Source organism: Lactobacillus sp. (genome assembly GCF_051873315.1).
Taxonomy (GTDB): domain Bacteria; phylum Bacillota; class Bacilli; order Lactobacillales; family Lactobacillaceae; genus Lactobacillus.
In genome coordinates this window covers 25,796-39,773 of sequence record NZ_JBJEES010000060.1, presented here as the reverse complement: position 1 = coordinate 39,773, position 13,978 = coordinate 25,796, and the positions used below count along the sequence as shown (strand labels likewise).

Here is a 13,978-nt window from a genome sequence, read left to right as displayed (position 1 = left end):
AGACATTGACGGGCTGGTGAGCATTTACGAATGATAACAGGCCTGGAGACATGATGTTTGGCAGGAAAAACATATCTGACAAGATCAACAAAGGACCACTGTTGGCAGTTATAAGTGTAGGAGTTAAGATACAGATCAACATAATAATAGTACCGCTTACCAGATACAGGCTGTTTTTCTTGATCCAAAGGCCAACTGCAAGGATAAGTAAGGAAAAACTGCCCCAGCCGATGGCAGACATGAAAACGTATAAAACCAGTGCTACCAAGCTGTTCTGTGAAAGAGAAACGCCACCGGAATTGTCCCAAAGGAAAAAACTGGGATTTTGGTAGACAAAAGGACTGTAAAAGAGGCTGATAATAATCATCTGATAGATATTGATCAGAATAGCCAAACCAAAGCCAGTGCCAAAGGCTCTTAGGCAGGCAGTTTTAAGATAGCCGTGATAGCCCGACCGCTGCTGGTAATTTGAAAACGAATTATTGTTTTTGGTAAAGACGGCGAGCGCTGATCCTATTACAGGTATCAATGAAAATTCAAGTAGGTATAGAGAGAAGGCATCGTCTAACACGCCGCCAAACTGAATACCGAAAAACATATAAAGAAAATGATCGGGATCAAAACGTAACATCTTGTTTTGACCGATTTCATAAAAGATCTGCCAGGTTACCAATATTAGATAAAGGCAAACCAGAGAGATGGCGATTTTCCTTGAACGACTCAATTTATTACTCCTTCAAAAACAAAAGAGGGGCTGAACACCCCTCTTACATTATTTGTAGTCCGCGCTGAAGTGCAGCTTTACTCTGGTCGTATTTGGCTCATACTTTTTAGAGCGAACATCGGCGTAATAGTGGTAGCCCTTTTTCCCTGAATTATCATGAGCTCTAGTAGTATGATTCAGTTCCAATGGAACTGTACCAGATCTTGTGGCTGCCTTGTTATTGATCAAGTGGACGTAATAGCCAAAGCTTGCGGGTTGCGCATCACCGTTGAATGACGCGTAATTGGAGTTAGTCATCTTCTTGTTGGAACTACCGTAGGAGCTCCAACGACCATGATCGCTAACGGTTTCTGAACTGATTGTCCAATATGCTTTGCCTGAGGCAGAAACAACAGTAACGCCCAATACAAAGACAGTGGCTAAAGGAACTAAGACTTTGAGTAAAAGCTTACTCAATCAAAACATCTTCTTTCTTAAAAAATAATTCTTTCCTAAAACCAACTCAATGGTAGCACGGTTGAATATTTTGTCAACCTTTATTGCATTTTTTATGGCGACTTTGAATTTTTAGCGAATAAAAAGACCAACCCAAGATGTCTTGAGTTGGTCATACTTTATTCTTGATAATGTTCCGACGTAACGATATACACGAATGAGCTATTTTCCTGACTGGCCAGCCAGCGCATTCTGATCTTGAATTCCAGGCCGCCGCTTTCATAACTGGCCGAAATTGCCCGGTCCTTCCCCTGGCAGCGGTCCATCTGCTCTAACAGGAATTTATCCACGGCCGGCAGCTTAGCAAGAGTCTCAGCCGAAACAGCTTGCCCGTTCTCTGCTATTGCCAGCAAACGTTTCAAGGCGTGGTTGAAGTAAAGGTAGCTTATGTTATCCCCGTCTTTTTCAATGATGGCCATCGGCACGTCGATATTTTCACCCAGGCTGGAATTCTGTTCTGCCAGGCTGTGGGTCGGGTTGGACAAAACGTTGACCCGGTCGATCTGGCTGTAGTAGTCGCTTAAGCTGATATCTTCAAGCTGGTCGCCAGCTTTGCCCAGGAACTGCCGCAATTCCTCCGGCTCCATGGAAGCCGCGAAGAGATAGCCCTGTTGGTACTGGCAGCCGATCTCCTTGAGGAAATCTGACTGGCTCCGGTTCTCGATCCCCTCGCATAAAGTCTCGATCCCCAGCCGTTTGGCCATGTCGACGATTTCTGAAATGATGATCTTGCTCTGGGAGTTTGCGGTAAAGTTTTCCAAAAAGCCCATGTCGATCTTCAGCAGGTCAAAGTCAAAGTCCTTCAAGTTGTTCATGCTGGAGTAGCCGCTGCCAAAGTCGTCCATCCAAATCTCATAGCCCAAATCATGCAGCTGGGCGATGATCTCCTTCAGCTGGTCCGGGGCACTGGCAATGACTGATTCCAAAACTTCAATCTTCAGATACTTGCTTGGAACCTGGTACTGGGTCCTGATTTTCTCGATTTCCGCGACAATATCACAGGAGTTGAAGTCAACTGGTGAGATGTTGACGGAAATCACCGGGATCGGCAGGCCCATCCGCTGGCAGCTCTGCTGCAGTTGGCAGACCTGGCGGAAAATCTCCAGATCCAGCAGGTGGATTTGCCGGGTCTCTTCCAGAATTCCAATGAACTGGTCGGGCGGAATTGCCCCCCGCTGACGGTCATTCCACCGGGCCAGGGCCTCAAAGCTGCGGATCTGCCCGGTCAAGCTGCGGATGACTGGCTGGAAGAAGGGCTTGATGTCGCCATTTTCCAAGGCCTGCTTGAAGTTGATCAAGACGAAGTCCCGGCTGTCGTAAACTGCCTGAACTTCCGGCCCATAAACGCAGTAGACCCGCTGGCGGTCGGACCCGATCAGGCGCATGGCCCGCCGGGCCCGGTCGACCGTGGCGATGACGTCCTCTTTGCCATCTTTGGTCTGGTAGATCCCGGCCTTGATCCCAATCGAATCAATTGCCGTTACCTTTTTGGAGATGTCCCGGATCTTTTGCTTGGCCTCAGTCAAGGGCGTGCAAGTTAAAAGGACGAAGTTGTCTTCCGTGTAGCGGACTAAGATGTCATCTTCCTGGTCAAAAAAGTCCCGCAAAACCCGGGAGACAGTCCGGAGCAGGTCGTCGCCGCCTTGGTAGCCAAAGCGGTCGTTGTAGCTGTGCATGCCGGAAATGTTGAACAGGATAACCAGGGGATGCTGGTCTTTTTTTGCCAGCTTCTTAAGGAAGTTTCCCGCGAAATTATGGAAGTAGTTGGCATTTGGCAGGCCGGTGATTTCGTCGGTAAAGAAGTTGGCTGCCCGGTCCCCGGTCTTCATGGCCTGCTTCTCAGCGTACATCTTGCTGTCAGCCTGTTTCAAGAGGTCAGCCAGGGGAGTTTTTTCTTTAGGCAGGTGGATGTAGCCGGTAGCTACTTGCGGGGCGGATTGCAGCTTGTCGACCTGACTGTAGTAGCTGATCCTTTCTCTGGTCAGCTGCACCAGCTTGTCAGCCTGCTTGTCGTCAGTGACCGTAATGACTGCCAAAAATTCGTCGCCCCCGTAACGGCAGACAATCCCATCATTGCCTGTCTGCAGGACGTCGTCCAGGGCCTGGCCGATGGCCCGGATGGCATGGTCGCCTTCCACGTGCCCGTAGACGTCGTTGACTGATTTAAGTCCGTTCATGTCAATCATGAAGAGGTAGTACTGGTCACTTGTACCCTGCTTCCAGATATCGTCGATGTATTCCCTGAGGTTTTCTCGGTTTCTCAAGCCCGTCAGACTGTCGATAGTTGCTTCCTTAATAGAGGAGTTCAGCTGGTAAAGGAAGTTGAAGGTGAAATAAAAAGTTACCGCGTAAGAGTAAAGGGGCAGGGCCGTGGACAGCATGACTTCGATGAAGCCGAAGACCGTCATCAGAACTGGATAGAAGGTCAAGACCAGGTAGTAGTGGCCCAGGCCGTTTTTCCGGTTGATTATGGCATTATAAGCCGTAATCACAAAGACGAAGGCAGAATAACTGATCGGCAGGAAAAGGAAAAGGCCTGAGAAAAATGGCGTAAAAGCATTGATATTATTGGTAGAGAACATCAGCTGGGGCGCGAAAATAGCGCAGATCAAGTCCACGGCTGAGATCGCGATCGGCAGGGCCAGGACGAACCGGCTTTGCCTTTTGTCAGTGGTCAAGGGCAGCTCAATCTTGTAAGCCACGAACATCAAAGTGGTATAGCTGAGGATGTTCAGAGTGATCGACAAACAAAGACTGGTAAAATTGACCAGAAATTGGTTGCTGGGCAGGATATGGTTCATCAACAGGGTCCGGGTTCCGTCTAAAAAGAGGTAAGCGGCCTGGAGGCCCAAACTGATATTGAACCAGTGATGCTGGCGGTTGTGCCGTTTGATTTGCAACGATGAGCGAAGCGGTAATGAGATTATAATGACACAGAAATATTCCGAGACCGCGTAGGCAAATGCTCGAGTAATTTGCATGGCATGCTCCCTATAAAATATGATATGTTCCTTAATTAATATAATAACTCATTTGCCTTAACAAAAGGGACTGGAGGGTTCAAAACAATTGATTAAAAAATTAGATGTTAGCGCTTTTAATTCACGCGCGAATATGTTATATTTTTAACTTGGAATGGATAGTCTTAATTCTTCATAATATAAGTATTATCCACAGTTAATCAGGATGTTTTGAATACAGGACAAGGAAAATGGGAGAAATTGAAGAGGCGCTTAAGCGGCAGCTGGCGGGCCGGGTTTGGTCTGCCGGCTTGCGCCGCCAGCTGGAAAGCAAGGATATTTGTTTAAGCGATTTGCTGCTGGACAAGCAAAGACTGAACGTAATCAAGTCAGCTGACGTCCCTTTAATCCGCCAGGCCCTGGACGAATTGCAACAGAATTTCCGCGAGGCAGTCAAGCAGGTTCTGCAAACTGAAATAGAAGCTGCTTCTGACGCGGACCGGCTGGCCTGGCTGCTCCTGCAGCTTTTTGCCAAGAAAAGGAAAAGAGTCCGGGACCTGACGGTTGACCAGCTGGCTCTCCTGCAGACTGAGGAAGCTGAGAAATACGTCTTTTTTCATGGGCCGCGGATCTATTTCCGCAACAACGCCTGCTTTTCGACTAATATTTTCCCGGCAGACCTGGTCCACATCAGTGAACTTGCCGGCCTAAAAAAGCAGCCAGCAGCTTTTTCCTGCCTGCTGCAGGGCGAAGAAGTGGACGGAGAAGAACTCAGAAGCTGGTTTGACCTTTTTGGCCCCCTGTATGAAGAAAAGTACTTCGGCAAACACTACGGCCCGGGCGTGGAACTGGCGGGATTTCAAATCTCTAGCGGGAGAAAAGATCCCCGGATCTATTATGTCCTGCGCTACCTGCTCAAGGATAAAGAGCCAGAGTCAAAAGCAAAAAGTCTGGCTGCAATTCCTTTAAAGACGATTCTAAGGCGGAATTTAATCTGCCATGAGGCCTTCAAATGATGACGGTCTACAGCCGGGAGTACTACCGGGCAGGATTAGCCGAAGGAAAAATCAAGGCCAAGAAGCTGGACAGCTACCGGCTGGGGCCGGACTTTGTTATGGCTTATGACCTGGGCCCGGCCGCCCCTTACCGGACCTTGCTGGTCGACCGGAAGCAGGGGGAGATCGTCTTAAAAGCCACGACCAAGACCCTGCTGGCTCACTTCGTCAACGAAGACCTGCCTGGCGGCTATCCTTTGCAGGAAAAGCTCTACCAGCTCCTGGAGATCCGGGAGCAGCACGTGATTTCAGCGGGGCACGGGGCGCTTTTTTCTCCGGAATCCTTTCACGCCGGCTTGGTCGATCTAATCGCCCTGCAGCGGATGCGGGGGATGGAAGCCTGCCAAGGCGGGATGCTCATGACCGATTTGGCCGGGGTCAACTGCTATTTCTTTCAGCTGAAGCGCGGCTATGCCAACGCCAGCCGGCAAGTGGAAGAAGCAGTTGAGCACAATGCCCTCTACTGCAGCCTTTTTCATGGTCTGGCTGGTCAAGTAGGCTGCCCGGTCTGCCGGCAAGGTGACTGGAACCTGCTCTACGGACCCAGCTACCAGCAGGCGGTTGAGGCAGACTTGGCCGGCAAGCTTCCGTCTTTAAGGCAGCTTTTGGCTGAGATCCGGGCAGAAGAAAGGCAGGCTTTTAAAAAGGTCCTGCTGGATGAACTCGGCCTGCCTGTTTTGCCAGACGATTTAGACTATGCCTTAAAGCAGGCAGAGAAAAAGTTCTTGTTCAGAATATAACGAAAAGCCCCCGCACTCGCGGGGGCTTTGCTTCCTTATAATAATTCAGACTAACTGCCGGCGGAGTTTCTCCAGGGCCTGCTTCTTGATCCGGCTGGCCGTCCGGTAGGGGATGTTCATCAAGTCGGCCGTTTCCTTAAGGCTGCGTCCAGCCAGGAGGTTCTGGCCTAAAAGCAGCTTTTCGCTAGTCGACAGCTTCTTCCAGGCTTCCTTAAGAAGCAGATTGTGCTGGTCGGCCTGGCCAACAAAGGCGGCGGCCAGCAGCGGTTCATCGTGGTCTCTTTGCCGCTTTCTCTGCCGGAGCAGGTCAAGGACCCGCCAGTAGACCTTGCGGAAGGCCAATTTGTCTGCTTCTTCCCGCGGCTGGTCAGCCATTTCCCGCAGGCATTGGGCGTAGACGATCAAGCCTTCTTGAAAAAGGTCCTCGTAATCGGCACACTTCCGGTAGACATGGGCCGTTTTCAAGGCTCCGGCAACTAATTTCCGGTTTTCCCAGGCTTGGTCCATTGCTTGATTGATTTGCATGTTCATTTTTTCGCACTCCTTAATTATTTTCTTGCTTGGCGCCTTGCAAGTATTAGCTTAAGGGCTTTGCCAAAGGAGTGCTGACCGGGAGCGAGGGGGCAAAAAGCCCGTTTTTCCGCTCTTTATACTTTGAAGGAAATGTAAGAACGGCTGTTTAAGGGCAAGTTTAGGGGTTGAATCCAGGTAAAAAATAAAACTTTTCCTAGGAGAAAAGCAAGAAAGTCGTCATAGATCATTCATACTTCCCCCGTATCATTTGAGCCATAGATCAAGAGATCTTGATCTATGATTCCATACCTTTTTTTATTCTTTCCAAGACAAGCAATTACGTGGCCTCCGGGCCGCATCTATATCTATTTTTTTACGCGAAAAAGCGCTGGACGTCGCGGTCCAGCGCTTTTTTCTTTTGTGTTCAGTATTCTTCTCTTCTCAAGAATTTAGCTTAATTAGAAAGTCAGCTTCAAGAAGTACTTGACGAACAGGGCAGCCAAAACGGCACCGGCAAATGGCGCGGTACCTGGCACGATCAAGCCGTATTGCCAGTCGTTGTTGGCCTTGTTCTTGATTGGCAGGATTTGGTAAGCCAGACGTGGCCCCAAGTCCCGGGCTTGGTTCATGGCGAAGCCAGTAGTACCGCCCAGGCCCATACCGATCGCCCAAACCAGCAGACCAACCAGAAGTGGAGTCCAGCCGAGCTTTTCAAACTTGGCAACGATAGCCAGGATACCGCTCAAGAAGATGGTAGTGGCGATCATTTCGACCATCCAGTTCCGTGGCAGGTTGCGCAGGTTAGGGTTGGTGGAGAAGATGTTCCGGGTGGCCACGCCGTCGATGGTGTCTTCGGAAGCCTTGAAGTGGTCAGCGTACATGAAGTAAGCCAGAAGAGCCCCGGCAAAGGCACCGGCGAATTCAGCCAGAGTGTAAGGGATGAAGCTGGACCATGGGATCAGACCCAGGATAGCCTGGCAGAGAGCCATGGCTGGGTTCATGCAGACGCCGCCGAAGATGAAGAGGCAGGCAGTGATCCCGAATGACCAGGTAGTAATGGCGAAAATGTGGCCTGAGCCGTGGTACTTGGTCTTGTTCAAAACGTCATCGCAGTGCACGCCAACACCGAAAAGAATCATGAGCCCGGTAGACAGGAACTCATTTAACAAGTTGTGCATCAAAATTCTGTTCTCCTTGCAGTAGATAATTTTTAAGGTACATAACAGCTAATAATTATATACCTATAGCCGGCAAAAAGATATAGGGAATCGTGATTTTTTGAACATGAATGCGCTTTTTTAGCTAGATTTAACAAACTTTCTAGGGAAAAGTAAGTGAATTGTTCACAAAACCGGGCCAGCTGCTGAAAAACAAAAGTGCCTGGTCTTTTTGCCGATGGAAATTTCACTGAAGGGAAGAATTAGCATCATAGTTTGTTCAAATTTACTGTGTACTATAAGAATCGTAGACGAGCTGAAAGAACTTGTCTATAACTCATATTTCTTATATTTTTCTTTCCCTGATATACACAACATACATATACACTACCTAAGAAGCAGCTAGCCATAAGCAGCTGCTTTTTTGGTGTCCAGGGATATTTTTTGTTTTCATAAGTCCAAAATGGCTGTTATGGCTTTTTCGTAATATATATGCGTAAAGCTTTTGAAAAAGGACATTAAAAGATGTTAAAAAGGCTTGCACATGAAAATGAAAATGATTATCCTAGAATTAGTGAAAGTTGTACCAGTTAGTAGTGGACTGGGTCAAGAGTGTATAATCCAGGCCATTTTTTGGAAATGAAAGGGAAAGAAAGAGAGATGCAAGAAGACAATAATAAACGCAAGCTTGAATACCAAGCTTTTTTGCCCTACGCCGCCCTGCTTTTGCTAGCGGCGTATTTCTGTTACCGGCAGATGCGGACGGGGAACGTCATCATCGGGTCGGATACGATTTTCCACTATAACCGCTTCTATGAAGCGGCTGAGCAGATCAAGCACGGCAACTTCAACTGGTTCATGACCATGTATGGTTTCAGCCACTCAGGCCGGGTGATCAACGCATTGTACGGGCCGCTTTTTGCTTATGCCAATGGCTTGCTCTTATTGCTTGTTAAAAGCTGGTACCGGTATCAGCTGGTCAGCTCCTTTATCGTCTACGCGGTTGGGGGGACCAGCATGTACTGGGCCCTGCGCCGCTTTGACAGCCGGCGGTCAGTTGCCACGCTTTTGGCCGCGTTTTACATGACGATCGGCTGGCTGCCCCGCTGGCAGGAAGGGACCAACTTCTCCGGCATTGGGGCGGCGATGATGCCTTACGCCATCTTGGTGGCCGCGGACATGATTCTGGACAAGGAAAAGCCAATTCACTGGGTCAAGCTGGGCCTTTTGATGGCTATCGCCTTGGAAGTGCACCTGCTGACGGCCGTGATGTACGTGGCCCTCTTGCTTCCAGCCTGGCTTTATGCCATGGTCCAAAACAAGTGGTCCCGCCAGCTTTGGCTGGAGACTTTTAAAGCGGTCGGCCTGGCCGTCTTGCTGTCTTTGAACACCCTGGCCCCGCTTCTCTGGATATCCAAGACCAATAAGCTGGCCGCCCCGTCGACGATGGACATGATGGATCAGTCCTTGCATCTCAGACACATTTATATCAGACACAATCCTTTAAACATCGTCAATTACAGTATGCGGGGCAGCCTGCCTTACTGGCTGGCCTACATCTTTATTGGCCAGCTGGTCTATGCCCTTTGGCGGCGGAAGGAAAACCGGCTCAACTGCTGGGTCAGCCTCTATGGCTGCTTCTGGCTGCTGGTCTCCTCCCGGATGCTGCCTTGGGGCCATATTTCCAACCGCTTGCCGGTCCTGGCCCGCTTCCTCCAGTTCCCGTCCCGCTTTATCTGCCTGGCTTATCCTTTGATTTTGCTGGGGATAGGGATGTCGGCGGAAATCATGCTGAAGAAGTCCAAGCACTTCGCCTGGCTGATCTACGGGCTGGCTGGCCTGTCTCTGGTCATCAGCGTGAACAGCCTGGTCTACTACATGAATGTCGATGCTTGGAATGGCTATTTGACCAATGTCGGTCACAATGCCATCACCAATTTTGGCCATGAAGTCACTGATCCGGGCAGGCACAAGATCAAGAAGACCAAGAAGGGCTTGATCGCTTTGACTCCCGCCCGCAAAGAGGCCATGCGGCAGGCTAACGCGGCCACGCACTCTAAAGACCTGCATAAGTTTTTGACCTTGACCAAAAAGCCAATCGCCGACTACCTGCCAGTTTACAAATTTGACCCTAAGCCGGTCATTACCGGCTGGTCAGATGCTTATAAGAACAAGCAATATTGGCAAGAGCAGACCGACAAGGCGGCCAGTTCCTACAATAAGACGGTTTTGAATCACAAGGTCAGAAAGCCGCTCAAGATCAAGGCCGTCAAGGGCGGAAAAATCAAGCTGACCTGGAAGAGCAAGGGCAAAAATAAGCGGCTGCCAGTCGTGACTTATGCCCAGTCCAAGCTGACGGTCAACGGCAAAGTTTTGCATAAGTATGAAAGAAGCCGGATCGGCGCTCCCTTGGTGGCCAGCCAAAAGGGCAAGAACGTGGCCTACCTGGAATTCGTGACTCCTTTCTGGATGAAGCTGCTTTTAGCAATTTCCCTGCTTTCCTGGCCTGGCTTTATTTGTGCCGGCTTAGGGGTTAAACTTAAGAGTAAGCAAGCAGAAAGGGAAGAAAAGAAGTAAAAACATGAAAAAGATTTCAATTATCGTGCCTTGCTACAACGAAGAAGCGGCTTTGCCCCTTTTTTATCCTGTAGCTCATGAGGTGCTGGAAAAACTGCCCGACGACTACGAGCTGATTTTTGTCAATGACGGGTCCAAGGACAAGACTTTGGACATTCTGCGCGACCTGGCCGCTAAGGATCCCCATGTCTTTTACATTTCATTTTCAAGAAACTTCGGCAAAGAATCCGCTATGTACGCGGGCTTTGTCAACGCCAGCGGGGACTACGTGGCTGTGATGGACGCCGACTTGCAGGATCCGCCGGCCCTTTTGCCGGAAATGATCAAGATTCTGGACTCCGGTGAATACGACAGCGTGGCCACCAGACGGGAGGACCGGAAGGGTGAGCCGCCGATCAGAAGCTGGTTTGCCCGCAAGTTCTACCAGATCATCAACAAGATCTCTGACGCTGATGTGGTCGACGGGGCCCGGGACTTCCGCTTGATGAAGCGGGATATGGTTGACGCGATCGTGGAAATGAGTGAGTACAACCGTTTCTCCAAGGGGATTTTTGGCTGGGTCGGCTTCAAGACCTACTGGCTCCCTTATGAAAACGTGGAAAGAGTGGCCGGGGAAAGCAAGTGGAACTTCTGGAAGCTGTTCAAGTACGCCATTGACGGGATTATCAACTTTTCTCTGGTGCCGCTGAACCTGTCTTCCTGGATGGGCTTCCTCATGACCGGGGTGTCCTTTATCATGCTGATCGTAATTGTTCTGCGCAAGTTGATCAAGGGCGACCCGGTAGCCGGCTGGGCCTCCTTGATCTGCGTGGTGATCTTTATCGGGGGTCTGGTCATGCTCAGCCTCGGCGTGATGGGTCAGTACCTGGCCAAGATTTACATGGAAAGCAAGCACCGGCCCCACTACATTTCCAGTGAATCAAATATTAAAGATGTTAAAAAGATCGACTAAGGTCGGTCTTTTATTTTTGCCTGTTTTTTAAAGTTATAATTCCATAGCAATTATTCTTTGGGATAAAAAGACCTTTCAGTGTTATTGTTATAACTTTTGTGTCATAATTAGTAACACTGAAAATAAGGAGCAGTTAATGAGCAGCAAGTACAAAATGCGCCGTGGGGATTACATCTTTTTAACGACCGTCTTTATCGGCTTGATTCTGGTGCTTTCTTCCATGGGAAAGTGGAGCTACCAGCAATTTAAGAGTACAGAGGAAAACCGGGCCCTGCAGACAGCTGAACTGGTGGGCAGGTCTTTTTCTCCAGCTCTGGAACAGGCTGAAGACTTTAGCCGGGAATTAGCACAGACGACTATTGATGACAATGGTCAGGTGACCAATTTTGCCAAAAGAAGCCGGGAAATATTGGCAACAGGTTATGTACAGGGCAGCTATCTGGTTACCGTGCAGGGAAACTGGCAGGCCAACCCCGGGCTGACGAATGAACTTAAGCAGGCTTATCAGCAGTTCAGCCGCGGACATTGCCGGGCATATGCCGTGAGCAAGAAGAAAACCATCATGCAAGGACCTGTCACCCTCAAGGGCGGAGAAAGCGGGATGATTTTTTACCGGCCGGTTTTCGTCAAAGGACAGCTGTGGGGCTTCGCGGTCGTAGCGGTCAATGCCAAGCAGCTGCTAAAGGCCAGTTTAGGCAATTTGAAGCATGGGGACTACAACTACCGCCTCTTGAGAAGTCCGGTTGACAGCAAGAAGTACAGTCTGATGTCCAGATCAAAGGCGGCTGTCGTCAGTCCAGTGGCATACAGCTTCAAGCCCAGCAGTTCAAGTGGCAGCTGGAAGATCTACGTTTCACCAAAAGGCGGTTGGACTTATGAGCAAAGAAGCAGCCGGGTGATGGTCTTATTCAGTTTGCTGGCGCTTGGGATCTTTTGCCTGGCGGTAGCCTTGGTCAGGCACCAGGCCCGCACGAGGCTGTTAAAAGAAGAAGCGACCGTTGACCCCTTGACCCAGATCAACAACCGCCTGGGCTTCAATGAGCAGCTGAAGCGCAGCTTAAAGGGGCAGGAAGGTGGCAAGTTTACCCTGGTCATGGTTGACGTCGACGACTTCAAGCTTTTCAACGACTTATACGGCCACCAGATCGGGGATGAAGTCTTGAAGCAGGTGGCCAGAGGGCTGCAAGAGGCTGTGGGAAGCCGCGGCGTGGTGGGCCGGACTGGCGGGGACGAATTCATGCTGGCCTTGCTGGGGCTGGACGCGGATGACTGCCAGACGGTGATCCAGCGGATTCTGACGGCCGACCATCAGATCACTTATTTTGGCCACAAAGTCAAGTACAGCTTGTCGATCGGCTACGCGGACAGCCCGCGGCAGGGGAAGAAGCTGGAAGGCTTGATCAGCCGGGCTGACGAAGCTCTCTATGAGGTCAAATTGAGCGGCAAGAGCGGGGCCCAGTACTATTCCGGGGAAACCAGCAAGCCCCTTAGATCCCAGCTGGGCTTCACCCTGCATGACATCGCGGCCAATATTCCTACTGCTCTGATGATCTACAAGCCGGAAAACGGCCATATTCTTTTCGTCAATCAAGGAACCCTGCGCCTTTTAGGCTATGACAATCTGTGGGACTTTTTTGGCCGGGTGAACACCCAAGCCGGACATGTCGTGGCTCCGCGGGACATGGATTTGGTCGAGGTTTGGCTGAAGAAATTTACGGCTGAAGCTGAGATTGGCGATATCCATAAGCTGAACTATCACGTCATCAGTCAGAGCGGGCAGGAAATTGCCGTCAAGTCCAACTTCAGCATGGTCGACAATCCCCATTACGGGAAGCTGGTCTACCAAACGCTGACAACGGCTTGAGGAGAGTAGGAGAAAACGATGCAAACAATGGTTGGCCGTGTCTCTCAAAAGGGACAAGTTGTTATTCCGGCTTCAATTCGAAAGGAATTGAACTTGACCAAAGGTAGTGAAGTCACCTTTGAGGTTCAAGATGATAAAATCATGATTAAAAAGCTGCCAAGTGCTTTAGATTGGGCCGATTTGATCGATCAAATTCCAGAAGAAGGCGTTGACTTTGACGAAAATGGCCATTATGATCCTAAGAAGTCACCAGAGTTTCATGACTGGATGGTTAATGGCTAATGCGTCCAATGAAAGTGTAAATCTGTTTGAATTTATTCAGAAAAATCAGAAGAAATAGTCAAAAGGACATCCCGGCGGATGTCCTTTTTTCGTGCTCTTTTACTTTTCTTCCTGGCCGGTAAACTGGGCGAAGTATTTGTCCAGGTAGACCTTGTAGCTGACGGTCATGATGACGTTGCGGAGCATGGTCTTGTATTCCCCGTGCTCGTGGCCGATGTCGGCCAGTTCGTCTTTAAAACCGAAGACGTAGGCCAGGACGTTTTCCAGCTCATCAACCATGTAGTTGTAGGCCGTCTCGGTGTCGTAGCTGGACCGCTGCAGCTTTAAGGCTTCGCGCAGGTCAGCCAGGGAGAGGACGTTTTTAGAAATGGCAATGAAAGTCAGCTCGGCAATCTGCTGGCGGCTGTAGAGCTTCTTTTTAGGCGAGGCAATCAAGTCGTGCTTGACATAGTTGCTGACCATGGAACTGGTCAGGTGGACGTTTTCCAAGGGGGCCAGGGCCTCATTGATATAGGTCGCGGTCTGCTCCAGGTACAGGCCCATCTGGGGCAAGTCTTGGTAGCGGGGCAGGTGCAGGCCGGCCAGGGAACGGGCAATTTTTTCCATAAAAACCTCCTGTCAGCTGATACAAAAGATACAGGCAAAATGAAATTCAATCA

The 13,978-nt window shown here is 49.8% G+C and carries 12 protein-coding genes; 6 read left to right on the top strand and 6 right to left on the bottom strand.

The window, feature by feature from the left end; genetic code table 11:
- The 3 genes from ACI32D_RS03460 to ACI32D_RS03450 all read right to left on the bottom strand — a co-directional run.
- On the bottom strand, window positions 1-724 hold a 724-nt coding region (locus ACI32D_RS03460), incomplete at its 3' end, for a hypothetical protein (protein ID WP_439775255.1).
- A gap of 48 nt (window positions 725-772) precedes the next feature.
- The gene (locus ACI32D_RS03455) at window positions 773-1,021 is read right to left on the bottom strand and encodes a hypothetical protein (protein WP_439775254.1); all 249 of its coding nucleotides are present in this window, start codon (window positions 1,019-1,021) and stop codon (window positions 773-775) included.
- A gap of 317 nt (window positions 1,022-1,338) precedes the next feature.
- Window positions 1,339-4,119, bottom strand: coding sequence for a bifunctional diguanylate cyclase/phosphodiesterase (locus ACI32D_RS03450; RefSeq protein ID WP_439775253.1), 2,781 nt, complete (start codon window positions 4,117-4,119; stop codon window positions 1,339-1,341).
- A gap of 311 nt (window positions 4,120-4,430) precedes the next feature.
- On the opposite strand from ACI32D_RS03450, the gene ACI32D_RS03445 reads away from it, so the two are divergent.
- Complete coding sequence (locus ACI32D_RS03445) at window positions 4,431-5,195, top strand: hypothetical protein (RefSeq protein ID WP_439775252.1); 765 nt, start codon at window positions 4,431-4,433, stop codon at window positions 5,193-5,195.
- Complete coding sequence (locus ACI32D_RS03440; RefSeq protein WP_439775251.1) at window positions 5,192-5,974, top strand: hypothetical protein; 783 nt, start codon at window positions 5,192-5,194, stop codon at window positions 5,972-5,974. Before ACI32D_RS03445 ends, ACI32D_RS03440 begins: the two co-directional genes overlap by 4 nt.
- Window positions 5,975-6,019: 45 nt before the next feature.
- Here ACI32D_RS03440 and ACI32D_RS03435 read toward each other — a convergent pair whose 3' ends face one another.
- Entirely contained in the window at window positions 6,020-6,505 is a 486-nt protein-coding gene (locus tag ACI32D_RS03435; protein ID WP_439775250.1) for a sigma-70 family RNA polymerase sigma factor, read from the bottom strand.
- Window positions 6,506-6,945: 440 nt separating this feature from the next.
- Window positions 6,946-7,668, bottom strand: a complete 723-nt coding sequence (larD, locus tag ACI32D_RS03430; protein ID WP_439775249.1) for a D/L-lactic acid transporter LarD — start codon at window positions 7,666-7,668, stop codon at window positions 6,946-6,948.
- 636 nt (window positions 7,669-8,304) lie between these two features.
- Here larD and ACI32D_RS03425 point away from each other — a divergent pair.
- The 4 genes from ACI32D_RS03425 (at window position 8,305) to ACI32D_RS03410 (ending at window position 13,319) form a co-directional block, all read left to right on the top strand.
- On the top strand, window positions 8,305-10,221 hold the full coding sequence (locus ACI32D_RS03425; RefSeq protein ID WP_439775248.1) for a hypothetical protein: 1,917 nt from the start codon (window positions 8,305-8,307) through the stop codon (window positions 10,219-10,221).
- Window positions 10,222-10,225: 4 nt separating this feature from the next.
- The gene (locus tag ACI32D_RS03420) at window positions 10,226-11,173 is read left to right on the top strand and encodes a glycosyltransferase family 2 protein (protein WP_439775247.1); all 948 of its coding nucleotides are present in this window, start codon (window positions 10,226-10,228) and stop codon (window positions 11,171-11,173) included.
- Between the two features lie 136 nt (window positions 11,174-11,309).
- Window positions 11,310-13,037, top strand: coding sequence for a sensor domain-containing diguanylate cyclase (locus tag ACI32D_RS03415; RefSeq protein WP_439775246.1), 1,728 nt, complete (start codon window positions 11,310-11,312; stop codon window positions 13,035-13,037).
- Window positions 13,038-13,055: 18 nt separating this feature from the next.
- A complete protein-coding gene (locus ACI32D_RS03410) occupies window positions 13,056-13,319 on the top strand; it encodes an AbrB/MazE/SpoVT family DNA-binding domain-containing protein (protein ID WP_439775245.1) in 264 nt (87 codons plus the stop codon).
- A 99-nt stretch (window positions 13,320-13,418) separates the two neighbouring features.
- Here ACI32D_RS03410 and ACI32D_RS03405 read toward each other — a convergent pair whose 3' ends face one another.
- Window positions 13,419-13,925, bottom strand: coding sequence for a DUF1836 domain-containing protein (locus tag ACI32D_RS03405; RefSeq protein WP_439775244.1), 507 nt, complete (start codon window positions 13,923-13,925; stop codon window positions 13,419-13,421).
- Between the last annotated feature and the right edge of the window lie 53 nt (window positions 13,926-13,978).